This is a genomic window from Chitinophaga sp. CC14 (assembly GCF_048957795.1).
GTDB classification, from domain to species: domain Bacteria; phylum Bacteroidota; class Bacteroidia; order Chitinophagales; family Chitinophagaceae; genus Chitinophaga; species Chitinophaga ginsengisegetis.
In genome coordinates this window covers 1,841,923-1,867,476 of record NZ_JARBFY010000005.1, presented here as the reverse complement: position 1 = coordinate 1,867,476, position 25,554 = coordinate 1,841,923, and the positions used below count along the sequence as shown (strand labels likewise).

At 48.3% G+C, this 25,554-nt stretch carries 17 protein-coding genes; 13 read left to right on the top strand and 4 right to left on the bottom strand.

The genetic code is table 11. From position 1 onward, the window contains the following. The first annotated feature begins 166 nt into the window (after positions 1–166). On the top strand, positions 167–1,354 hold the full coding sequence (gene lepB, locus PV783_RS26930; protein ID WP_079470330.1) for a signal peptidase I: 1,188 nt from the start codon (positions 167–169) through the stop codon (positions 1,352–1,354). Positions 1,355–1,553: 199 nt separating this feature from the next. Here the strand turns inward: lepB and PV783_RS26925 are convergent, their stop codons facing one another. Together PV783_RS26925 and PV783_RS26920 are read right to left on the bottom strand one after the other, a co-directional pair. Further along, complete coding sequence (locus PV783_RS26925; RefSeq protein ID WP_420990314.1) at positions 1,554–2,978, bottom strand: amidohydrolase family protein; 1,425 nt, start codon at positions 2,976–2,978, stop codon at positions 1,554–1,556. Between the two features lie 79 nt (positions 2,979–3,057). Continuing rightward, entirely contained in the window at positions 3,058–3,879 is an 822-nt protein-coding gene (locus tag PV783_RS26920) for a helix-turn-helix domain-containing protein (protein ID WP_420990313.1), read from the bottom strand. A gap of 46 nt (positions 3,880–3,925) precedes the next feature. Here PV783_RS26920 and PV783_RS26915 point away from each other — a divergent pair, with 46 nt between their 5' ends. From PV783_RS26915 to PV783_RS26860, 12 genes are all read left to right on the top strand, one after another. Then, the gene (locus PV783_RS26915; RefSeq protein WP_111577650.1) at positions 3,926–4,888 is read left to right on the top strand and encodes a YheT family hydrolase; all 963 of its coding nucleotides are present in this window, start codon (positions 3,926–3,928) and stop codon (positions 4,886–4,888) included. A gap of 101 nt (positions 4,889–4,989) precedes the next feature. Then, positions 4,990–5,580 (top strand): RNA polymerase sigma factor, encoded by a 591-nt coding sequence (locus PV783_RS26910; RefSeq protein ID WP_079470326.1) that lies wholly within the window; start codon positions 4,990–4,992, stop codon positions 5,578–5,580. 86 nt (positions 5,581–5,666) lie between these two features. Continuing rightward, complete coding sequence (locus PV783_RS26905; protein ID WP_420990312.1) at positions 5,667–6,839, top strand: FecR domain-containing protein; 1,173 nt, start codon at positions 5,667–5,669, stop codon at positions 6,837–6,839. A gap of 305 nt (positions 6,840–7,144) precedes the next feature. Continuing rightward, entirely contained in the window at positions 7,145–10,498 is a 3,354-nt protein-coding gene (locus tag PV783_RS26900) for a SusC/RagA family TonB-linked outer membrane protein (protein WP_420990311.1), read from the top strand. A 21-nt stretch (positions 10,499–10,519) separates the two neighbouring features. Continuing rightward, positions 10,520–12,082, top strand: a complete 1,563-nt coding sequence (locus PV783_RS26895) for a RagB/SusD family nutrient uptake outer membrane protein (protein ID WP_420990310.1) — start codon at positions 10,520–10,522, stop codon at positions 12,080–12,082. Positions 12,083–12,174: 92 nt separating this feature from the next. Further along, the gene (locus PV783_RS26890; protein ID WP_420990309.1) at positions 12,175–13,590 is read left to right on the top strand and encodes a glycoside hydrolase family 30 protein; all 1,416 of its coding nucleotides are present in this window, start codon (positions 12,175–12,177) and stop codon (positions 13,588–13,590) included. A gap of 391 nt (positions 13,591–13,981) precedes the next feature. Next, entirely contained in the window at positions 13,982–16,630 is a 2,649-nt protein-coding gene (locus PV783_RS26885; protein ID WP_420990308.1) for a GH116 family glycosyl-hydrolase, read from the top strand. Between the two features lie 61 nt (positions 16,631–16,691). After that, on the top strand, positions 16,692–17,249 hold the full coding sequence (locus PV783_RS26880) for a DUF1543 domain-containing protein (RefSeq protein WP_420990307.1): 558 nt from the start codon (positions 16,692–16,694) through the stop codon (positions 17,247–17,249). Beyond that, positions 17,246–17,785, top strand: a complete 540-nt coding sequence (locus tag PV783_RS26875; RefSeq protein WP_420990306.1) for a Crp/Fnr family transcriptional regulator — start codon at positions 17,246–17,248, stop codon at positions 17,783–17,785. The genes PV783_RS26880 and PV783_RS26875 overlap by 4 nt, the downstream gene beginning before the upstream one ends. 69 nt (positions 17,786–17,854) lie before the next feature. Continuing rightward, positions 17,855–18,805, top strand: coding sequence for a quinone oxidoreductase family protein (locus PV783_RS26870; RefSeq protein ID WP_420990305.1), 951 nt, complete (start codon positions 17,855–17,857; stop codon positions 18,803–18,805). Positions 18,806–18,907: 102 nt separating this feature from the next. Further along, positions 18,908–20,053 carry a redoxin domain-containing protein gene (locus tag PV783_RS26865; protein WP_420990304.1) on the top strand — a complete coding sequence of 382 codons (1,146 nt, stop codon included), beginning with the start codon at positions 18,908–18,910 and terminating at the stop codon, positions 20,051–20,053. Positions 20,054–20,235: 182 nt separating this feature from the next. Beyond that, positions 20,236–23,253 (top strand): PVC-type heme-binding CxxCH protein, encoded by a 3,018-nt coding sequence (locus PV783_RS26860; protein ID WP_420990303.1) that lies wholly within the window; start codon positions 20,236–20,238, stop codon positions 23,251–23,253. Positions 23,254–23,260: 7 nt separating this feature from the next. On the opposite strand, the gene PV783_RS26855 is transcribed toward PV783_RS26860, so the two are convergent. Together PV783_RS26855 and PV783_RS26850 are read right to left on the bottom strand one after the other, a co-directional pair. After that, positions 23,261–24,523: an acetyl-CoA C-acetyltransferase gene (locus PV783_RS26855; protein WP_420990302.1), complete on the bottom strand. Its 1,263-nt coding sequence runs from the start codon at positions 24,521–24,523 to the stop codon at positions 23,261–23,263. Positions 24,524–24,575: 52 nt separating this feature from the next. After that, positions 24,576–25,550 carry a 2-hydroxyacid dehydrogenase gene (locus tag PV783_RS26850; RefSeq protein ID WP_420990301.1) on the bottom strand — a complete coding sequence of 325 codons (975 nt, stop codon included), beginning with the start codon at positions 25,548–25,550 and terminating at the stop codon, positions 24,576–24,578. Positions 25,551–25,554: the final 4 nt, after the last annotated feature.

Sequence of the window (25,554 nt, the reverse complement as noted above, 5' to 3'; positions counted from 1 at the left end):
TCATGGCAGTAAAGGCTGATTTGGGCTGTATGATAATGCTGTAAAGGTTTTTGCCCGTTGCTTACTGCGTCATTACAGCAGCCCTTTTTGTCCATATAAATTTTGAAAAGATGTGGGTATAATTAATTAAATTGTTAGTAGTTACTTATCCAAAACCACGTGTAAAATGAATTTTTCTTTCAGCGATGTAAAGCAGCCAGAGGAAGGTACCCGGAAGAAATCGAAGGTGAGAGAATGGATAGAAGCTGCTCTTTTTGCTGTGGTTGCCGCTACCCTTATCCGTACCTTTATCTTTGAAGCTTTTGTTATCCCCAGCGCTTCTATGGAAAAAACATTGCTGATCAACGATTTTATTTTTGTCAGCAAAATCAGCTACGGTCCGCGTATCCCCATCACACCACTGGCATGGCCTTTTACCCATCACACCCTTCCGTTTACCAGAAACACCAAACCCTTTTCCACCGCTGTTCAATGGCCCTATACACGTTTGCCGGGCTTCAGCAGTATTCAACACAATGATGTGGTGGTATTTAATTATCCCTGCGGGGATACCGTATTGAAAACCATTACCGGCGATGATGAGGACTACTACACAAATATGCGGTCGCTTGGTGCGGAATACGTTCATAAAAATTATCCTCCTCCCGTAATCCGGCCGGTCGACAAAAGAGAAAACTGGATCAAGCGATGCATCGCTGTTCCGGGTGACACGCTGCAGATCATCGACGGCATCGTGTATATCAATCATGCGCCCACGGCCTCACCGGAACACTTTGAAGCGCGGTATTATGTTACCATGCCGGATAAAAAAGAACTCAGCGACTCTATGCGGGATGTACTGGGAACAGATCATATCCAGCGGGCTACCCGCGATTCGGGCATGTTTATTTACAACCTCACCACCGCCAATATAGATACCCTGAAAGCTATGGGCGCTACCGTGCAACGCTATGTGTATGATGCCTTCGCGGATTCGCGGGTGTTCCCCTTTGATACGAAACACTACGACTGGAACGAGGATTGCTTCGGACCTTTATACATTCCCCGGAAAGGGACCACCGTAACGCTGGATACCCTTACCCTGCCTTTCTACAGCCGCATCATAGATACGTATGAACACAACACGCTGCGGGTGGTGAATGGAAAAATTTATATCAACAACCAGGAAACCAATACCTATACCTTCAAAATGGATTATTACTGGATGATGGGGGATAACCGCCGTGAATCGATGGATTCCCGCTTCTGGGGCTATGTTCCCGAAGATCATATTGTGGGAAAAGCGTGGATCATCTGGATGAGTATTCATCATAACCGCATCCGTTGGGGACGGCTGTTCTCAGCGATAAAATAGCGGAATTTGTCTTTTTCAGGATTAGACTGATTTTACTGATTACTTTGATTTTACTTTAGGATTTTATAAAGGATTAAAAAAAATTTTGGGAGATTTAAGCGAATATATCCGCTTAAATCTCCCAAAATCCTTTAAAATCAAAAGTGATCAAATCCCTAAATCAGTAAAATCAGTCTAATCCTGAAAAAGACAAAATCCGCTACTTTGTTCGCGCAGTTTTATCTTTTACATCCTGTAACAGCCCGTCCAGTGCGGCCCTGTTAAGCAGCTTGCCTTTTACTACGAGCGCATAAATTTTCTGCGTATTGTGGATATCCGCTACCGGGTTGGCATCCAGTAACAGGATGTCTGCTTTTTTACCGGGAGCGATGGCGCCATAATTTGTTTTATGCAGGTAGGCGGGTGAGTTGATCACAGACGCCTGTAATGCTTCCAGCGGCGTAAGCCCGAATTTTACCATCAGCGCCAGTTCCTGGTGAAGACCTATACCCGGATAATCAAATGAGTTCAGGTAACCCGCATCGGTGCCGGCCATAATGGTAACACCGGCTTTCTGCAGCAGCGGCAGTATGGAAGATGATTTTTCATAGATCATTTTACGCCAGGCAATGGCGGCGCTGTCGTCTGTTATTACGCGCTTTACACGCATTTCATAAGTACGCTGGAGTCCTTTGCCAATGTATTGCAGGTAGGGATCGTGTGCGTGGTTATCCTGGTCAAAATACGCCATTACATTTCCCAGTGTAAGCGTTGGCGTTATGAAGGTACCTTTCTCTGCCATGTGGCGGTAGGTGTTCATAGCAGCGGCGGTATCAAAGTTGTTGAGGATATATTTATTGATATCCTTTCCTTTTATTTCGCCGTTGGCGATGGCGCGTGCAAAAGCGGCATCATCTTTCACACCGGCTTTCCACGCATAGGTTAAATGTTCTACGGAGCTGAGGCCCGCGTCTGTTACCTGTTGCATGGTAAGTACATAAGGTACGTGCCCGGAAATAAACATCCCTCTTTTCCTGGCTTCTTTCAGTGCTTCCAGGTATATTTCCGGCTTGATGGTATTCTCTGTAATTTTTACAAAATCTACTTTCAGTTTCTGGAGAGAATCCAGTGCCTGTTGCAGTTCCGCGGAGGTGCCTATTTCCAGGTCGCCCAGCCACACGGATTTATAGCCTTCCAGTTTTGGACCGGAGGTGAAAATGGTGGGGCCTTGTAATTGCCCGTTGTTGATGGCATCGCGCCATTTTAAAACGTCCATGCTGATGTCTGCTGCACAATCGCGGATGGTAGTAATACCGTGGGCGAGATACAGCGGCAGGAAGTTTTTATTTTCTTCGGCCAGCGTATCGCCGCCACCAAAGTGCATATGCATATCCCATAAACCGGGCATGGCGTATTTGCCCTTACCGTCTACCGTTTGCGTGGCCTGGTATTGCATGGCCTGTTTGTTATTCATCACGGCAATGATACTGTCGTTGCGCACCGCAATGGCCTGGTTGGCAGTGATCTTACCGGTTTTTACATCAATGATACGTACAGACCTGATCAGCAGATCGGCCTTTTTTTGCTGGCTGAATGCTGATACCCCGCAAAGCAGTACCAGCGAAGAGAACAGTATTTTTTTCATACTTATGTTGTGCTATCCTGCAAAGGTATCCCGGTATACAGGTGGAAAATGGTACTGGTTATAATATCACGGGTACATTTTATAACTGGCGGCGGAAATCCATCGGGGTTAGGGAAGTATATTTTCTGAAGAACCGGGAAAAGTAAGAAGTATCGTTAAAGCCCAGCGTAAAGGCAATTTCCTTTATATCCATGTCGGTGAGCGTGAGCATACGTTTGGCCTCCAGCAGCAACCGTTCCCGGATGTAAGTGCCGGCGGTTTTACCGGTTTCTTTCTTGCATACCTGGTTCAGGTAACTCGCCGTAACATGCAGCTTTGCAGCATAGTAAGCTACTTCATGATATTGTGCATAATGTTTTTCCAGCAGCAACAGGAAACGGTTGATGAGGTGATTCCCCGCGGCGGCCACTTCCTCCGGGTGGATGGCAGCATACCAGCGTTGCAGCAACAGCAATACAATTTGCAGCCGGTGTTGCGTAATAGCAGCGGTGGTTTCTTTCTCCATCAGCTGCAGCTCCTGGAATAACTGATCATATTGCGCCTGGTCCAGCTTCAGCAGCGGTTTGGATGCCGGTGTGAAAAAAGGCCACAGTGGCCCTTTCTGTAGCATGAACTCTGCAGAAAACATCACCTGGTAGCCGGAGGTGTTCTTCGACAGCTGCCAGTGGTGCGCCTGGCCGGGGGCCAGGAAAAATACAGTGCGGGGGCTTACTTTATAATCGTTAAAGTCGATGGTATGAACACCGCTCCCTTGTCCAATTACCAGCAGCATGAAAAAATCATGTTTATGCGCTTCCGGTATCACCGTCATATTGATCGGCGCATGATATACTATTTTGAAATCCTCTTTTTTGTAAGGAAGATTAAATATTTTCTCTATACCAAAAACGGGTAGCGACATGTAGCGAAAATACGGATTAAGGAGTTTGAATTCGTAATTTTGCGGGATGCCCGTATTACATAACTCAGATTACCAGGCGCCTTTTTTATTACAGAATCGCCATATGCTCACCATCTATCCCTCTTTATTCCGCAGCATCCGGCCGGCGGTGTACAGGAGGGAGCGGATTGCTACGCCCGATGCCGATTTCCTGGATCTGGATTTCAGTGAGAAGGGGCATGAGCGTATTGTAGTGATCCTGCATGGACTGGAAGGCAATGCCAGTCGCAAGTATGTGCTGGGGATGGTGCATATCTTCAATAGCGCCGGTTTTGATACGGTGTCCATGAATTTCAGGGGCTGCAGTGGTGAGCCGAATAAAAACCTCCGTTTTTACCACAGTGGCGAAACGGAAGATCTGCATACCGTGATTCAATACCTGGTGTCGCTGAAAAAGTACAAGGCCATTCACCTGGTGGGCTTTTCACTGGGAGGGAATGTAACATTAAAATATTTGGGAGAAAGGGGCGCGTCGCTGGATAGTGCGATAAAATCGGCCGTAGCCATTTCTGTGCCGTGTGACCTGAAAAGCGGCTCTGCGGAGTTGGAGAAAAGACACAATATTATATATATGCAGCGCTTCATCCGCGACCTGGGAGAGAAGCTGCGCTTGAAGGAGTTGCAGTTCCCGGGGAGTATCAGCCTCGACCGGTATGCGGATATCCGGTCGTTCCGGCAATTCGATGATCGCTATACAGCGCCCATGCATGGGTTTAAAGATGCCCTTACCTATTGGGAACAATGCAGTTCCCGTCCGTTGCTGCCTTACATCCGGATACCGGTATTGGTAATCAATGCGAAAGATGATCCGTTCCTTGGGAAGGAGTGTTATCCTTATGAGATAGCGGCCGACAGTCCATACCTTTTCCTGGAAACCCCGCACCAGGGTGGCCATGTGGGATTTGTGAAATTCGGGGACGATTTTTACTGGTCAGAGAAAAGGGCGCTGGCATTTATACAGGAAGCGTAAACTATACACCAGTGCTGTGAAATTCGTGTTATTTGTATTTCCCGTGGTTTTTTATAATTTACACCGGAACGGTGTGCATCATTAAAACCTGTTAAACTCATATGGAGCGAATGCCATCTGAAGAAGAAGTGTTGTTGAGGATGATAGGGGGCGACGAATTGGCTTTTTCCAGTATCTACCGGCACTACCATTCTTCTCTCTATATCTACCTGTTACGCTTTTGCAAAGTGCCTTCCCTGGCGGAGGACCTTGTTCATGATGTATTCCTGAAGATATGGGAAATCAGGGAGCGGATTAACCCAAAGCTTTCTTTCAGCGGTTATCTTTACAGGATTGCCCGTAACCACGTTTTTAAAACCATCGCCAAACTGGCTACCGATGAGCAAATGCGCGAGCAATTGTTTTTGCAGCTCTCCCACCACGATACCGGGTTAACTGATCTGACGGTAAGGTCGCGGGAGTACGACCGCCTTTTCCAGGAAGCATTAAGCCGGATGACCAGCCAGCGGCAAAGCGTATTCCGCCTGTGCCGGCAGGAAGGCAAAACATATGATGAAGCCGCCGCCATATTAGGTATTTCCCGCGATACCGTAAAGAAGCATATGGTTCTCAGTATGCGGTTTATACAGGATTATATCTTCCGTCATGGCGATATCCTGGTGGCGACCTATCTTCTTACCACCATTATTTAAAAAAATATTTTCCCGGAGGGGTACCCTCTTTCTTCATTTCCGGATATTATATGCAGGGCCTGTATTCAAAAGGTTCTGGCATAATAATGAATTTACCGGAAGACTACCAGGAAGCACTATTGCAAAAATACCTCGATGGGCAATGCAGCCCGGAGGAAATAGCCACCTTATATAGCTGGCTGCTGACCTCTGATGCGCATAAGCCTTTGTTGTCAGTGATGCAACAGGATTTTGAGCGTATCATGCAGGAGCGGCCGGCAGTTCCGGAAGAACTGAGCAACCGGATAGAAACCCGGTTGTTGCAATCTATCAGTACCAGTAAGGAAGAAGCGGTACCGATGCGGGTATCCTTCCGCCGTAACTGGGCGATAGCAGCTACAGTAGCCTTGTTGGTAACATCCGGCATTACTTTGTTTTACAACCTGCGTAAGCCTGCAGTACCTTTACCGGCTGCTCCGCTCATCACAGACGTAATGCCGGGTACCAACAAAGCCATACTTACACTGGCCGATGGCTCGGTGGTTACGCTCGACAGTGCAGGCAAACAGGAGATCCGGCAGGGTGCAACGGTAGTGAAGCAACAAAACGGAAAACTCGAGTACGCTGTGTCCGGCGGTCATGCATCAGTTGGATATAACACACTGAAAGTACCACGCGGCGGGCAGTTCACCGTGGAATTGCCGGATGGCACACAGGCATGGCTCAATTCAGCCTCCAGCCTGCGTTATCCAACTGCTTTTACCGGTAATAACCGCACCGTGGAAATGGAAGGGCAGGGCTATTTTGAAGTAAAGCAGGATGCAAAGCATCCGTTTATTGTAAAAGTAAATGCCATAGAAGTACAGGTACTGGGCACTGCGTTCGATATTATGGCCTATGCCGATGAAGACGCCGTGAAAACCACTTTGCTTAGTGGTGCAGTAAAAGTGAAGCTTGGTAAGGCAGAAAAGTACCTGCGTCCCGGCGATCAGGCAGCCATCAGTAACAGCACCGGCATGATGTCGGTATACGCTGCAGATGTAGCGGGTGTAACCGCCTGGAAGACCGGATTCTTTGAATTTGACAATGCTAATATAAACGTAATTATGAGACAGCTAGCCCGCTGGTATGATATTGAGACAGATACAAGAAATGCAGACAACAGGCTATTCGGTGGGAGGATCAACAGGAACCTGCCGCTATCGGAAATGTTGAAACTGCTGGAAGCGAGTGGTGCGAAATTTAACCTGGAAGGAAGAAAATTAACCGTAATAAAATAACAAGACAACACTTTTAATATTTGCTAATTATTGCAGCTTCCACGTTGCGGCAATCCACGTAAAAACTGATAAATTTCAAACAGATGACAACAACCGAAACAAGTTAACCGGGAAAGGTATGTCCGAAAAAAACCGGAAGTGCTCGCAACACTCCCGGTATGGCCTGGGCATTCCCTTGAGTTTCAGTCCCTTAATCAAAGAACTTCATTACAAGAATTCCCAAACACTACAAAAGTATGCAATTAAACTTTAGTGGTATAATTTCCTGTACCCGGAAATTACTATCAACCAAAATGTTCTGCGTTATGAAAATGACCGCCTTTTTGCTTCTTACAGCTTGCCTGCATATCAGCGCAAAAGGATTGTCGCAGCAGATCACACTCTCGGAAAAAAATGCACCCCTGAAAAAAGTGCTGAAAGAAGTGGCCCGACAAGCGGGTATATCTGTGGTGTATGACGAAGCATTATTGTCTTCATTTGCGCGTGTTAACGTAAATGTCAGTAATGTATCGGTAAAGGAAGCCCTGGACATCTGCCTGAAAAATCAACCCCTGGCTTATGTCATGGAAGGAAAGCGCATCACCCTGGTAAATATACTTCCGGGAAAAAGCGCCGATTCCAGTATAACCGTTACCGGTAGTGTGTTATCTGAAACAGGCGAACCCATTCCGGGAGCTACTATCCGTGTACAGAATGCCGGTACCGGAACTGCGGCAGATGCTGAAGGTAAATTCAGTATCAGAGTACCCAACAATAAAAGCCTGCTGCTGGTATCTTTTATCGGATACGACAGTAAAGTGGTAGCGGTATCCAACAGTCCTTTGAGTATTCGCCTGAAACCCTCCAATACTGCGCTCACAGAAACAGTAGTAGTGGGTTATGGTATTCAGAAGAAAAGTGTGGTGACCGGCGCTATTTCCAGCGTGCGTGCCGCTGATATTGAATCCCAGCCCGTAACCCGCGTGGAGCAGGTGCTCCAGGGCCGCACATCCGGCTTAACAGTGGCAGCCAGTTCCGGTCAGCCGGGTTCGGCGTCGTCTGTCCGCGTGAGAGGCATCACTTCTTTCAACAACAATAACCCGCTGTGGGTAATAGATGGCGTAGTGGTAGATAATGGTGGCATCGGCTACCTGAACCAATACGATATTGAATCCGTGGAAGTGCTGAAAGATGCGGCTTCCCAGGCTATTTACGGTGCACGCGCCGCTGCGGGGGTTATCCTGGTAACTACCAAAAAAGGCAAGAGCGGTAAAATATCCGTGAGCTATAATGGTTACCTGGGCACTTCAGCACCGGCACATAAACTGAAACTGCTGGATGCCACGCAATACGCCACTTTAAGAAATGAAGCGGTTACAAATGATGGTGGTACCGCCCCTTTTGCCAATCCTTCTTCTTATGGCAAGGGTACCGACTGGCAGGCTGAAATATTTAACAACAGCGCTATCCGCCAGAATCATGAACTGAGCATCAGCGGCGGCAGCGAAAAATCTACGTTCTATTCCTCCTTTGGTTACCTGAAGCAGGAAGGTATCGTGGCTTCCGATATCTCCAAATACGAACGGGTTAACTTCCGTCTGAATTCCACGCATAAAATTACTCCCTGGCTTACCTGGGGCGAAAACGTTGGTTATTCTTATGAGAAATCAACCGGCATAGGTAATACCAATAATGAATTTGGTGGACCGCTGAGTTCCGCCATCAACCTGGATCCGATTACCAAAGCCGTGATCACCGATCCGGCAGAATCTGCCGGAGGCGCATACACACAAACAGGCGCCCGGAAAAATGCGGCCGGACAGTTCTATGGCATCTCCGATCAGGTGGCGCAGGAAATTACCAATCCACTGGCTTATATCAGTACCCGTCTTGGAAATTACAACTGGTCGCACAACGTGGTAGGTAATACCTTCCTGGAAATGGAGCCGGTTAAAGGATTAAAATTCCGCTCTACTGTAGGCGCAAAAATTTCTTTCTGGGGAGATGAAACATTTACGCCTATTTATTACCTGAACAGTTCTTCCAAAAATACCCGTACCTCTTTTAACCGCGGCCAGCATCAGAGCTATGCATGGAACATTGAAAATATCGTTTCCTATACCCGCAGTTTCAATAAGCACAACATCACGTTGCTCGCAGGGCAGGGCGCTTATATGGATAATCGCTTAAAGGAACTCAATGTAATGTTCTACGACATCCCGGCCACAAATTTTGAAGAGGCATCGCTTAACTTTAAATCGTCAGCGGCCAACCGTATCTCCGATGGTAAGGAAAATATTGATCACCGTGTATCTTCCCTCTTCGGACGTATCAACTACAACTATGCAGAAAAATACCTGGTAGAAGGTATCCTGCGCCGCGACGGTTCCTCCCGCTTCGGCCCCAACCACCAGTATGGTATCTTCCCTTCTTATTCATTGGGATGGGTGGCCTCCAAAGAAAGTTTCTGGCCGGAAAATAAAGTGGTGGACTTCCTCAAATTCCGCGGCGGTTACGGTACGGTAGGTAGCGATGAAATAGACGACCAGGCATTTGCTTCTACTATCGGCAGCGGCAGGAATTATAATTTTGGTCCGCTCGGTTATACCGTTGGTTACAGCCCCAATGCACCGGCCAATCCAAATCTGAAATGGGAATCCACCAGTCAAACCAATATCGGTTTTGAAGCTACGCTGTTACGCAATATTACACTGAGCTTCGACTGGTACAACAAAAAAACAAAAGATATCCTGATGAAGCCCCGCCTGCCCTTATTTGTAGGCGCTATCGACAACTCCGCGGCCAACGTGGGCAGCATGGAAAACAGCGGTGTGGAACTGGAACTGGGCTACCACGGGAAGATCGGTGAAGTGGAATTTTCTGCCAATGGGAATGCTTCCTACATGAGAAACAAAGTAACCTACCTCGGTGATGGCGTAACCCGCTTAAACGATAAGGAAGAAAGGTTCCAGAACATGCCCGAAATTGTAAGAACAGAAATAGGCCATGCTTTCAACTCTTTTTATGGTTATGAATTAATGGGCATTTTCCAGAACCAGCAACAGATAGATGCCTACACCAACAAAACAGGCGGCAAGATCCAGCCATCTGCAAAACCAGGCGATTTCCAGTTTGCAGACCTCGATGGTGATGGCAGCATTTCAGATAAAGACCGGACTTTCATCGGTAATCCCACTCCGAGCTGGACTTATGGTTTAACCATCAGCGCCGCATACAAAGGATTTGATATCATCGCATTTGGCCAGGGCGTTAACGGCAACAAAATTTTCCAGGGATTACGCCGCCTGGATATTCCAAAAGCAAACTGGCAAACCAAAGCCCTGGAACGCTGGACGCCGGAAAATCCTTCTACTACTTATCCACGGCTTACCGCTGCTGATCCAAATAAAAACTACAGCAGACCTTCTTCTTTTTACCTGGAAGATGGCAGCTACTTCAGGATTAAAACATTACAGATAGGTTATTCATTACCGTCAACGCTGGTGAAGAGAACCGGGTTGCAGAAAATACGTGTATACGTGATGACCGAAAACCTGCTCACGATTACGAAATATACCGGGTACGATCCTGAAATAGGCGGTACCAATGCGTTGAGCATCGACCGTGGCGTATATCCGCAGGCACGCTCCTTTATGGGTGGTTTGAATGTTACTTTCTGATAATTTTAAAGCTGATCAAAAATGAAAAAACGAAACTTAAAATATATAGTAGCCATAGCGGCAGGCATGCAGTTAATGAGCAGCTGCAGTGATAAATTCATTACCGTTCCTCCCAAAGGAAGTTTCCTGGAAAGTACTTACTACTCCAATCAACAGGAAGCATTTAACGGGTTGGTAGCGGTATATGACATGGTGGGCTACCAGGCCGGCAACTATACCACGAAGATAGGCGCTATGGATGCCGCATCAGACGACCACTGGACCGGTGGCGCCAGTCCCAGTGATATTAATGTGTTCCAGGTAATGACCCGGTTAGACCTGCTTACGCCGCTTACCGGTCCGCAGGATGAACTCTGGAAAAGAGGCTTTTCAGGCATCAGCCGCGCCAATACCCTGTTATCCAAGCTGCCGGGAGTACCAATGGATGAAAATCTGAAAAAGAGATATGCTGCAGAAGCAAAATTACTGCGTGCATATTTTTATTTCGACCTGGTGCGCTTATTCAGGAATGTACCGCTGATGACAGCGCCACTTCCTATTGACGATGTCAAGAAAGTAACCCAGGCCACACCGGAAGAAGTATACAAACAGATTGAGCAGGATTTGAAAGATGCCATTGCGGAAGCCAGTCTGCCGGACGTGCCGCCACGCCTTACCGAAGGAGGCCGCGTAGGTAAAGGCGTTGCACATGCTTTGCTGGGTAAAGTATACCTGTATGAAAAAAAATGGACTGAAGCCGCCGCAGAACTTAAAGAAGTAAATGGCGAAACTCCCGGTCAGCCGAGTGCTAAATACAACTATACACTGGTGCCGAATTTTGCCGATTTATGGAGATCAGAAGATGCCTACAAATTTCCCAGCGAATCTATCTTTGAGATATCCTATACTTCTACTTCCGGTGGTAACTGGACTTCGGGCGTAGCCAACACCGACGGAAATATCCTGAATATCCTTTGCGGTCCCCGCAGCCTGGTGGCAACACCCGCTACCAGTGAGGCTTCCCAGTATGTGGCCGGATGGGGTTTCCTGCTTGTATCCAAAGAACTGGAAAGCGTTATGCGTGGCGATCCGCGCTATAACGCCACCATCCTGGATATGAAAAGCCTCGTGACCGCAGGTAAAGCAACCTACTCGGAAAGTTTTGATAACACGGGCTTCTTCCTGAATAAATTTGTGGGCCGTACTGCCAACATCTCCCAGGGTGGTGGTAACATGGAACTGAACTTTCCGCAAAACCTGTATGAAATACGCCTGGCAGATACTTACCTGATGGAAGCAGAAGCCCGCGTGAAAGCAGGAGAAGGCAGTGGCAGCGGCAGTCGCGCTTATCAGTTGCTCAATGCCGTACGTGCCCGCGTTGGACTAACACCCATAGATGCCACTTTCGACAATATCTTTAAAGAAAGACGTCTTGAACTGGCCGGAGAAGGACACCGTTTCCTCGACCTGGTAAGAACCGGGCAGGCATCCGCTGTACTGAACGCTATCGATAAAAGAAGCTTTAAACCTAAGAATGAAATATTGCCGATTCCTGCGCTGGAACTGCAAAACACAAGTCTGAAGCAGAGCAAAGAGTGGGAGTAATGATCCCTTCATTCAGGAGTTCCTGTATTTCTTCAAAAAAGAAGAAAATACGGGAATTCCTGAATACTTTTACCGATTAATAATCCTTTGCTATGATGAAGAGAACCGGACAACTGCTATGTTGCCTCGCCTTGCTGACAGGAAGTATTCAGCCCGCAATAAGTCAGCAGAAAAAAAATAGAGAGATCCGTTACTGGTTAACATCTCCCGACAAATCCATTGCCCTGCAACAGCAGGCAACCACACTGCCGTTTACCACGCAGGATAAAAATATGGCTACCATTGAAGTGGATGCCGCAACAAAGTTTCAGCCGATAGATGGCTTTGGCTTTACCCTCACCGGTGGCAGTGCCACGCTGATCAACCAGCTGCCCGCTGCACAACAGGATGCCTTGCTGAAAGAATTGTTCCTCACAAAAGGTAATGGCATCGGCATCAGCTACCTGCGCCTCAGCATCGGCGCTTCCGATTTGAGCGCATCTGTATTTACCTATGATGATATGCCCGACGGACAAACAGATCCGGAGCTGAAGCATTTCAATATCAACGAAGAAAAAAAAGACCTGATCCCCGTACTGAAAAAAATTGTAGCACTAAACCCGGCTATTAAAATATTAGGATCTCCCTGGACACCACCTGCCTGGATGAAAACAAATAACTCGTTTATTGGTGGCAGCCTGAAACCGGAATACTACGGCGCTTATGCACAGTATTTTGTAAAGTATGTAAAGACGATGAAAGCTGCTGGTATTACTATCGATGCCATCACCATCCAGAATGAACCGCTGCATCCTAGAAATAATCCCAGCATGCTGATGCTGGCGGAAGACCAGGCCATTTTTATCAAAGATCACCTGGGCCCTGCTTTTAAAAAAGCCGGTGTGAAAACAAAGATCATCCTGTATGATCACAACTGCGATAAGCCGGAATACCCCCTCATTATTTTGAGAGATAAGGCCGCTTATCCTTACATAGATGGTTCTGCATTTCACCTGTATGGCGGTACTATTGATGCGCTGAGTAAAGTACACAACGAGTTCCCGGCAAAGCACCTCTACTTTACAGAGCAGTGGTCTGATGGTAAAGGCAGTTTCTCCCATGAGCTGAAAAATAATGTCAGCAAACTGATCGTAGGCGCCACCCGCAACTGGAGCCGCAACGTATTGCAATGGAACCTCGCTGCTGATGCGCATTGGAATCCTCATACCGATCAGGGCGGCTGCTCCCAGTGCCTGGGTGGTATTACCATTGATGGCCAGTCTATTTCCCGCAACTCCTCCTACTATGTAATAGGCCATGCTGCTAAGTTTGTGCCGGCTGGTTCCACAAGGATTGCTTCCAATATTGCGGGGCCGCTTGATAACGTGGCCTTTTTAACGCCAGGAGGTAAAACCGTTCTGATTGTAGTAAACACAGATGCGGCTGCGCAGGATTTCCAGATTAAAGTAAAAAACAAAGCAGCAGCTGCTTCCTTACGCAGCGGAGAAGTAGCTACTTTTGTTTGGTAGCACGCGAAGGTTGTCTTACTCAGGATTAAACTGATTATACGGATTACCTTGATTTTACTTTTTTGATTTTAAAAAATTCGGGGAGATATAAGCAAGTGCATCCGCTTATATCTCCCCGAATTTTTTAGAATCAAAAGTGATCAAATCCCCTAAATCCGTGTAATCAGTTTAATCCTGAGTAAGACAAAATCCGTACTGATGATTTATTCACATTTACTGACGCTCCCTTAACATACGGCGTAATCCTTACGGAAGGTTGTATATATTGCTTTACCACTGGTTATGATTAACATCCGGCAGGAGAATATGACATTGAACAATGAGAATAATGCCTGTAAGGCGTTATGCCCGCGCGTTATACCCGTACTGCCTGGAAATAAAACACTTCTTTATGGGTATTGAACGTAGAAAATTTTTAAGAAATATTGGTTTAACAATGGCGGGTGCATTAACCGTGCGTCTGCCGGTGTTAGGCAGCGCTATGGCAGAAAGTGGCCGGCTATTGTTTACCCGGCAGCCGGATGCGGCCTGGATCGCTTCCCTCTACGAACGGAGCAATGCTACCACTTATCTCAAAAGCAGGAATGAGCTGCAATATATCGGTATGCCGGTAGGAGGGATCATGTGCGGTACCGTGTATCTCGGTGGTGATGGCCGCCTGTGGCTCTGGGATATTTTTAATAAAAACCAGGAAGGAATAGAACCCAAAGTAGTTAACTACAGTGCCAATGTGCTGGATGGCGGCAAAAAAGTGCGCTCCCGCGATGGGGCGTGTTATATTGAGCCATCAAAAAATATCCGGCCGCTGGACCAGGGATTTGCGTTGCAGCTTAGCTGGGGCGGGCAAACCATTATCCGGAAATTTGATGAGGAAAGCTGGCCAGAAATCAGTTTTGAAGCAACCTATCCGATAGCCACTATCCGTTATACCGATCCCGCGCTGCCGGTAGCGGTTACGCTGGAAGCATTTTCTCCTTTTATTCCTTTGAATGAAGATGATTCCGGGTTGCCCGTTACCATTCTGTCTTACAAAATAGAAAACAAGGATAGGGTGCCTGTTACCGCCACTATTCTCGGATGGCTGGAAAACAAAACGGCTATTTATTCTGCAGGCGATGCTCACGAACGTGTGAATACTTCTGTGAAAGGAAAGAACTGGCAGGGCATTTATGAAACGGTACGTACCAAAAGCGGCAATGATAAAGATTTTCAGCAACAGTACGACTACGGAAATTTTTGTATCGCGGCAGCGGGCAATAAAGTAATGGTAAGCCCGGCCATGCCCACGGGTGAATTAACGGACGCACATTTTTCCCTGATGTCTGCAAAGCAGGCAGTAAAAGGAACGGGAGAGAAGTTAACCGGTACCGTTGCCACCAGGCATGCCGTACTACCGGGAAGGGCTATACGTACTGATTTTGCCATCAGCTGGTACGCGGCCAACCTGCATTTCAAAGATATCCAGGGAGAAGGACGCTACTACGCCAATAAGTTTACAGATGCTGCGGCAGTAATGAAATACGTACTGGAGAATTATGCCCGCCTGGCCGGAGAAAGCCGCCTGTGGAAGAATACCTGGTACGACGCATCGTTGCCGTGGTGGTTTATGGAGCGCACTTTTCTCAACATATCCACACTCGCTACTACCACGGCGCACCGCTTCAGGTCGGGCCGCTTTTATGCATGGGAAGGCGTGGGTGCCTGTGAAGGTACCTGCACCCACGTATGGCAGTATGCACAGGCTGTTGGCCGCATATTCCCGGCGCTGGAGCGCGATACCCGGCAACGGGTGGACCTCGGCATTGGCCAGATGCCCGACGGCGGCATCCTGTTTCGCGGCGAAGCAGAGAAGCGCCCCGCTATCGACGGACAGGCAGGCACCATACTACGCATTTACCGCGAACACCAGATGAGCAGCGATCATGCTTTCCTGCAACAAAACTGGCCCAATATAAAGAAGGCTACGCTCTTCCTGATCCGCCAGGACCGCAACAACGACGGCATGGAAGATACGCCGATGGAAAATACGCTGGATGCTGTTTGGGATGGGGAAATCGCCTGGATTGTGGGATTGTGCATCGCTGCTGTTAAAGCGGCTGCACTCATGGCCGCAGAAGTAAATGATACTGCATTCGCTGCTATCTGTAACGACTATACGGAGAAAGGAAAACGGAACATGGAAACGCAGTTGTTCAATGGCGAATATTTTATTCATCAGCCGGATAAAGTGAAAGGAAGATCGGTGATCGGTTCTTACAATACTTGTCATATCGACCAGGTATATGGCCAGAGCTGGGCTTTCCAGGTGGGTATGGACCGGGTAATTGACCGCGAAAAAACATTGTCGGCTTTAAAAGCATTGTATAAATATAATTTTAAGGCAGACGTAGGGCCTTACATTGCCGCTCATCCCGGAGGCCGGCCCTATGCACTCGCAGGTGAAGGAGGCATGATCCTGAACACCAATCCCCGCAATGAGGAGTTTCCTTTTGGTGTGAAAGATGCGTGGCAACTCGGGTACTTTAATGAATGCATGAGTGGCTTTGAACACCAGGTGGCAGCGCATATGATGGCGGAAGGTATGACCGATGAAGCGCTTACGCTTACCCGCGCTATACACGACCGTTACTATGCCGGGAAGCGCAACCCCTTTAATGAAATAGAATGCAGCGACCACTACGCGCGCGCTATGGCCAGCTATGGCACTTTTGTTACCGCCAGCGGATTCCGTTATCATGGTCCTAAAGGTTTTATTGCCTTTGCACCGGCCATCAACCGGGAAAATTTTAAAGCGCCCTTTGTTACCGCCGAAGGGTGGGGCACTTATACACAACAGGGTAGTAATCATACGCTGTGGCTAAAATATGGCCGGCTGCAAATAAACACCTTGTGCTTTCAGCGTACCGGTGTGAAACAGGTATTGTTGGGAGATAAGAAAACACCGGCCACTTTTAAAGAAGAAAATGGTTACGTTACTATTCAACTGGCCACATCACTGCAATTGAGGGCAGGTCAGCATTTCCATCTTACTATCGTATAATTTATGAAGGCATATGCAAGAACTAAAAATGCTGTATCTTTCTTACTGCAAACAGTAAAAAATGGCGGAGTTAAAATTGTTTATGCTGGTGTTGGGATGTTCGCTGGAAGGGCGTCATACAGAACAACACGATGTGTTTTTTGGGATCGGGCATCACCTGCGTGATCTTATTCCTGATATGAGGGCCTTCTGGCCGGAGGCCAAAGACAAACTGCACATCGATGGTTACAGGGAAGTAAACTTTGTGGATAACCATAGGATCAGGGTGGTGGAGAAAAAAGAAACCCTGCACCAGGAAATGCAATTGTTTTTCCTGAACCTGGGCGGTTATAAGCCCGATGAGATGGAAGAGTTTCATTACAAAATTCTCAGCGTACAAAAAGATATCGGCGCGTCGATCCGGGCATCCAAACAAACGGCCTTTTACAAGCATACCTCTTTCGGAGAGGCTACCTCGCACGTTGATGATAAGTATGGCGTAGACGTAGATGATGTGCATAACGTAAAGGATATTTTACCGGCGCATCTGAAGGAAAAGTACACATTGGAAATTACACCAGCAACCGATGCGATCGCCGATCCTGTTCATCTCGGATATTTTCAGCTGCAACATTTATGAGAGGATCAGAATACATTGATTGGTCGCAGTACCGGCATCTCTATGAAGAAATCAGCGTACCCGCCAGATCTGTTTTGCTGGAGGAAGGCAAAGTATCCCGGTATGCCTATTTCATCATAGAAGGCGCCGTGCGCGTGTGGTTTAACAATAAAGGGAAAGATACCACCTTCCAGTTTTTCTTTGAAGGAGAAGGGGTGTCTTCCATTGAGAGTTTCCGTACCGGTCAGCCGAGCATGTGTACTATAGAAACCATTACTGCCGCCAGGCTCTATAAGATCACCAAAGAAAACCTGGACCTGGTAATTGACAGCACGCCGGGGTTAAGGCCAAAGATGGAAGAAATTATGTTTCAACGTTTGCTGCGTTACGCCAGCATGTTCATATCCCAGATCCGCGATACGCCGCAGGAGCGCTATGAGGCGCTGATCCGTGATCAACCGCACATCCTGCAAAGAGTTCCCCTGCAATACATCGCTTCTTATCTGGGTATTACCCCTGTGTCCCTGAGCAGGATCAGGAATAAACTTCACCGGTAATTTCTTAACAAATGTAAAGTGATCCTGTTTTTTCGTCGTGCATCTTTGTGATACAAAAATGCAAATAAGATGAATGCAGCAATTGTAACTCCCGGTCAGGTTCCTCAGTATGGATATTTCGCTGATCCTGTGGCCGGAGAAAAAGAACAGATCGTACAGGTAAAGGCCGCCGCTATACACCATGTGGTGAAATCCATTGCGGCCGGAAAGCACTATTCCTCGGGCGGCGATCAATCCCTTGTTCCCGGTGTGGACGGCGTGGGCCTGCTGGCAGATGGCTCACGTGTGTATTTCGGCGCCGTACGTAAGCCTTATGGCACTTTCGCGGAGTTAAGCATCACCACGCAGGGTTGGAGCATGCCGCTTCTGGATGGCCTCCCGGATGCCACTGCCGCGGCTATTTTTAATCCTGCCATGTCGTCCTGGCTGGCATTAACCTACAGGGCGCAGCTGCAACCCGGAGAAACCGTGTTGGTTCTCGGCGCCACCGGCACATCGGGTCAACTGGCAGTACAGGTTGCAAAATTGCTGGGTGCAGGCAAAGTGATTGCCGCCGGTCGTAATAAAGCCGTGCTGGAACAACTGCGCGCACTTGGAGCAGATGAATGTATACCGCTGGACCAATCTCCCGAAAACCTCGTAAAAGCTTTTGCCGCTCAACCTTATGATGTGGTAATAGATTACCTGTGGGGAGAACCGGTAATGACGCTTATTACAGCACTAACGGGTAATAGCCTGAGGAAGGAAGCACCGCGCACACGCCTGGTACAGGTAGGCAGTATGGCCGGAGATCCTATTTCACTTCCTTCCGGGGCATTGCGCAGTTCGCGGCTGGAAATCATGGGAAGTGGCGGTGGCAGCGTATCTATAGAAGCCATCTTTAAAGTATTACCGGAAATTATGAAAAAGGCCGCTGAAGGAAAACTGCAGATTAACACTATAGAGATGCCGCTGAGTGAAGTAGCCACTGCCTGGGCACGCGAAGTCCCCGGTGGTAGCAGGCTGGTGCTCGTTCCCTGAGCCCCGCCGGTAATCACGGTTCATTAACCGCCTGTCATTAAGCATTTGAAGGGGCTGTTGCATTTTTATACTTTCGGGCAAAACCAACCAATCATTCATCGTATGAAAAAAATGATTCTCGGCTGCCTGGCAACAGTGGCCGTTTCAGGTGCATTTGCACAAAAGAAATCTGTCATCACCGGTAAAATACCCGTGGCCTTTGACAATGAATACATCTATCTCTTTAATGTATCCGGTAACGGCTACAAAAAACTGGATTCTGCACTGATAGAAAAAGGCGCTTTCAAACTGCAGTATGAAGTAACAGATACATTAGCCGCGATGTTAAGCGTAGGCACCAAAGCAGTGGATAAGCCATTGCGTGGTAACCAGGCGTTGTACATTACGCCAAACGACAAGATAACCTTCACACTCAAAACTGCCGGCGAACCCAACGCCTTATCCGGGGCGGTGATCAAAGGTTCGGTTATTACCAGACAACAGCTGGAAATGGATGCCGTGCTGGCGCCGGTTACAAAAAGTATGGATTCCCTCCGCGCTATCGGACAGAAAATGATGATGCAGACAGAAAGGGATACCACCGGCTACTATGCTATGAGCATGACTTTCAGAAAACTGGCAGAAGAGAGAGAAGCGCTGCAGGAAAAGTTTATGCTGGCGCACACTGATTATTATGTAAGCCTCGCTACGCTTTATGAAGGCATGGGTGGCCGTGTAGAAGACGTAGAAGGTACGCAGAAACTGTTTGATAAATTTCCATTGGCGTTACGCCAGTCCAGCCTCGGACAAAAAGCAGCAGACTTGCTGAAAGCCTCTGCGTTACTGGGAAAGAACCAGGTAGCTCCTGATTTTTCTGCAGCTACTCCGGATGGTAAAACCATGAAGCTGTCTGACCTGAGAGGTAAATATGTTTTGCTCGATTTCTGGGCCAGTTGGTGTGGTCCCTGCCGCGCTGAAAACCCTAACGTGGTAAAGGCATACAATAAATTCAAGGATAAGAATTTTGATATCCTGGGTGTTTCCCTCGACAGAACCGGCGATGAAGCAAAATGGACAGCCGCTATTGAAAAGGATGGTCTTGTGTGGCATCATGTAAGCGATCTGAAATGGTGGAAAAGTGATATCGCTAAATTGTATATGATCCATTCTATTCCACAGAATTTTCTGCTCGACCCGCAAGGACGAATTATAGCTACTAATCTGAGGGGGGAGGCATTAGAGAAAGAACTGGAAAAAATACTGCACTAAGTTATTCATTCATTTCCGGCATGGTATCTGCACTATGCCTGCAACGAATTATTTATTCGGTGAAATGGATGACAATGGACCACCCGTCCCGGTTTCCCGGGACGGGTTTTTTTATGAAAAAATGTGAATTTATTTATTACTTTTAATACGTGTTATATTGACAATTAATTATTTCCGCGTATATGAAATACATTCACCGGGCGATATTGATGGTAACTGTTGTTATCAGCGCATGCCAATCGAACAAGCCGGCAACGCCGCCAACTGTACTAACGGAAGCGCAGCAACGACTGCCTGAAAATGCCGTACATGGACTAAAAACGCTTTCAGGTTTGGAAACAACCCTGTTTGCCAGTGAACCCAGCATCATGAATCCTACCAACATGGATATCGATGAAAAGGGCCGGGTATGGATCACGGAAGCCTATAACTACCGCAATGAATTAAATCCGGGGCATCCTTATAAGGCTGCCGGTGATCGTATTATGATCCTGGAAGATTTGAACGGAGATGGAAAGGCAGACACGGCCAAAGTATTTTACCAGGATACCTGCATAAATGCGGCACTGGGTATTTGTGTGCTGGGAAATAAAGTGATAGTGTCCTGCAGTCCGAACGTATTTATTTTTACAGATACCAACGGAGATGATAAAGCAGATAAAAAAGAATTGCTGTTCCGCGGTATCGGTGGCGTACAGCACGATCATGCCATTCATTCATTCACCTTTGGTCCCGACGGGAAACTGTATTTCAATTTCGGCAACGCCGGCGACAGCATACTTGACAAGAATGGAAACGTGATCCGGGATGCAGAAGGTAACCTGATCGCCAACAAAGGGAAGCCTTACCGCCAGGGAATGATTTTCCGCTGTAATGAAGATGGCAGCAACCTGGAAGTAATGGCGCATAACTTCCGTAACAACTACGAAGTAGCGGTGGATGCTTTTGGTAACATGTGGCAGAGCGATAACGACGACGATGGCAACAGGGGCGTTCGCATCAACTATATTCTTGAACATGGCAACTATGGTTATACGGATGAGATGACCGGCGCAGGCTGGTCATCCCGCCGTATGAATATGGAAGACTCCATCCCATACCGGCACTGGCACCTCAATGACCCCGGTGTAGTGCCCAACCTGTTGCAAACGGGTTCGGGTTCGCCTACAGGTATGGTGATCTATGAAGGAGAGCTGTTGCCCGCGCCTTTCCGTAACCAGATGATCCACGGAGAGCCCGGCCATAACGTAGTAAGATCCTATCCCGTAAAAAAATACGGCGCCGGCTATACGGCAACTATTGAAAATATCCTGGAAAGCAGTTCCGATCAGTGGTTCAGGCCAGCAGATGTGTGCGTGGCGCCGGATGGATCACTGTTTGTAGCCGACTGGTACGACCCCGGTGTTGGCGGTCACCAGGTAGCCGACCTGAACCGGGGCCGCGTATTTCGTATAGCCCCGCCCGGTAGCGCCTATAAGGTGAAGCCACCGGTGCTCAATACTGCCGCCGATGCCATTGCCGCATTGAAGAATCCTAATCTCAGTACCCGCTACCTCGCATGGACAAAACTCTCCGGCATGGGCGCGGCTGCAGAAAAGGAATTACAGGAGCTGTATAACAGCGCCAACCCCCGCTACCGGGCCCGCGCCCTGTGGCTGCTCAGCAGGCTGCCTAACGGTAACGGCTATGTGCTGGCAGCCCTGAAAGATAAAGATGAAGATATCCGCATCACGGCCATCCGTGCCGCCAGGGAAACCGGCGTATCCTACGGCAATATGCTGGTAACAGATACTTCCGTTGCGGTGCGCCGCCAGTTGCTATTGGCCATGCATCACAGCCATGAAAAAGACATGCCTGCCAACTGGGCATTGCTCGCTGCACAATACAACGGAAATGACCGGTGGTACCTGGAAGCACTGGGCATTGCAGCAGATGGCAACTGGGATGCCTGCTTTAATGAATGGCGGAAATTACCACCTAATACAAAACACCCCAAAGCAGACCATGATATTATCTGGCGCGCCAGAACACCGGCGGCGCTGCCGTTGCTGGCCGCATTGATCCTGGACCCGGATGCAGATCCCCTGCAAAACAAACGCTACTTCCGTGCATTTGATTTCTATCCCACCGCAGCAAGCACGCCCGTGCTGCTGGGATTACTGAAAGGACAACATCCGCAGCAAGCCTATATCAATGCATTGGCATTTATACAACTGGATGAGAAAGCAGTGCCTAAAACGCCGGACATCGCAGCCCTGCTCCGTAACAGCCTGGCCGCATTCAAAGGGCATATGGAATTTGTTGACCTCGTGTTAAAGTACCATGTCCGCGATCAGAATGAAACACTTTTGCAAATGGTGCTGGATTCAAAGCGCGAAGACCTCCAGGGATACGCGATGAAAGCGCTGCTGCAAAGCGGCGGACAACTGCTGGTGATAAAAACCATTTCAAAAAAGGATTCGGCATCTGCCATCTCACTGATAAACGCCGTCGGCAAAACACAGGACCGCACCAGCCGGACGTTGCTTTCTACACTGATGCGCAACAACGTATACCCTTTACCGTTACGACAACAGGCCACGCGCAATCTTGGTCACGGATGGGATGGATTTGAAGATCTGTGGAATATGGTGGAAGGCAAATCGCTCCCCGCCGATTTAGATACTGTAGCCAGGGCAGTGCTTACACACGCATGGCGGCAGGACATCAAAGCCAAAGCCGTAGCCCATTATGAGCCTGCAGCAGTACACCACGACCTGCTGCCCGTAGATAAGCTGGTGACCCTGCCGGGCAACATCTCCGGAGGAAAAAAAGTATTTAATACTTATTGTGCTACCTGCCACCTGGATGGAAATTCCGGCGTGAACTTCGGACCTGCATTAACAGAAATTGGCAGTAAGCTTACTAAAAGCGCTATCTACGATGCCATCATCGAACCGGATGCAGGCATCAGCTTCGGTTTTGAAGGCTATTTCTTTAAGCTAAAAGATGGCTCACAGGTATTGGGTTATATTGCCGGAGAAACAAAAGAGGAAGTAGATGTGCGTACCGCTGGTGGTCAGGGTGTAAAACTGCAAAAGAGCACCATTGTATCCCGGAAAGCATATGAACATTCACTGATGCCCACCGGTCTCGCTACAGCTATGTCGCAGCAGGAACTGGTTGACCTGGTTACCTACCTGGCATCATTAAAAAAGTAGGGAGTGCTTATCTTTCTAAGATAGCTGTTACGCCCATGCCGCCGGCGGTGCAAATAGAAATCAACGCCCGGCCGCTGCCGCGCTGTTGCAGCATTTTAGCGGTTTGCGCTACTATACGTGCGCCGGTGGCCGCAAAGGGATGGCCAATAGCCACGCTGCCGCCTTTTGTATTTAGTTTGTCCCGGTCGATACTTCCCAGCGGCGTATCCCAGCCGAGTTTTTTGCAATAGGCCGCATCTTCCCATGCCTTCAGTGTGCAGAGTACCTGCCCGCTGAAGGCTTCATGGATTTCATAGATATCAAAGTCTTGTAGCTTCAGGTGATTGCGTTTCAGCATACGCGCCACGGCGTAGGTAGGCGCCATTAGCAGTCCTTCGCCGTTTACATAATCCACGGCGGCGGTTTCCGCATCTACAAGATGGGCCAGCACGGGCCAGTTCTGTTGCTGCGCAAACTCTTCGGAGGCCATCAGCAAAGCGGCTGCGCCGTCGGTATACAAAGTGCTGTTACCTGCTGTCAGGGAGCCCTTGCCGCTGAAATCGAAAGCCGGCTTCAATGCAGCCAGTTTCTCCGGTGTGGTATCGGCCCGCACAATAGTATCTCTCTTCACACCTTTATAAGGAATAATGAGGTCATTGAAAAAGCCTTCTTCATAAGCCTTTGCGGCATTCATATGGCTCCGGTATGCCAGCGCATCCTGCTCTTGGCGTGTAATGCCCCATTCCTTTACCATTTTTTCGGTGTGTTGCCCCATCGACAAGCCCGTTCTGGGTTCCACGATGGAAGGATATAATGGCTTCAGGTCTTTGAAGCGGATAGAGGCCAGTATTTTTAGCCGTTGGGAAAAGGTTTTTGCGGCCCGCAGATCGGCCAGCTTCCACGCCAGCTGTTGCTGGAACAGCAACGGAATATCGCTGTTGGTATCGCTGCCGCCGCTGATGGCGGTATCTATTTGTCCGCAGCCAATGCGGAGGCCGAGTTGTATAGTGGTATCCAGGCTGGTGCCGCAGGCTCTCAGTACGCCATAGGCGGGCGTATGGGGATCCAGCGAGGTGCCCAGCACGCACTCCCTGGCAAAGTTCCAATCGGTGGAGCGGTTCAGCAATGCGCCCAGCGCCACTTCCCCCAGCCGTTTTCCGGAAAGCTGGTATTTGTCCACCAATGCGCTCAATACAGTGGTTAACATTTCCTGGTTGCTGATATGATTGTACTCTTTAAAGGATCTTACGAAAGGGATACGTAATCCGCCGATGATAGCGACCTTTTTCATGCTGCTGTGCTTTAACTAAAGTTAAGGAATATATCAGCCCGATGGTACTTGTTTACAGGTCATAAATATGATTCACCGGGTTGGGCACAGGTTGGCCGGTTAAGGCAGCAATTACATTCTGTGCAGCAATCCTGGACATGGCATTGCGGGTTTCCAGTGTGGCCGAGCCAATATGCGGCAGTACTGCTACGGTAGGCATTTCCAGCAGTGGATTATCCGGGTGCATGGGTTCCGGATTGGTAACATCCAGCCCGGCGCCCCATATTTGCCCTTCCTGTAAAGCGGCAATGAGATCTGTTTCATTGTGGATGCCTCCGCGTGCTGCATTGATGAAAATGGCGGTGGGCTTCATTTTACGGAAGGCGTCTTTATTAAACTTCTCTTTTGTTTCGGGTGTAAGAGAGGTGTGTATGCTGATAACATCGCTTTGTTGCAGCAACTCATCAAAGGTAACAAAGGTGGCGTCCAGCTCTTTTTCAGCGGCTTCGTTGCGATGGCGGTTGCAGTAAATGATTTTCATACCAAAAGCAGCCTTGCAGCGTTTAGCCATTACCGTACCTATGTTGCCGAGTCCCCATATGCCCAGTGTTTTTCCTTCTATATCGGTGCCTAGATTGGCGGTAGGAGTAGAGAATCCCCATTCGCCTTTTAAAATTCTTTTATGCTGATAGAATGCCTTTCGTGCTACGGATAACATCAGTAAAAAGGCGGTATCGGCGGTGGCGTTACTTAATACGCCAGGCGTGTTAGTGATCTGTAATCCCAGTTCTGTAGCCGCTTTCAGATCTACGTTATCGTATCCTACGGATAAAAGACTGATCACTTTCAGGTGGCGGCATTGTTCCAAAAATGCCCGGTCCAGTTTTTCGCCGCCGGCAAAAAGCAGGGCATCACTGTCTTTGCAATATTGTACTCTTTGTGCGGGCGTCATTTCTTTTTCTTCCGACCACTGTGTAACGGTAAAGCCTGCACGTTGCAGGAGTGATAACCCTTCTTCCGGAATAACCCTTGTTGTGAATACCTTCATAATA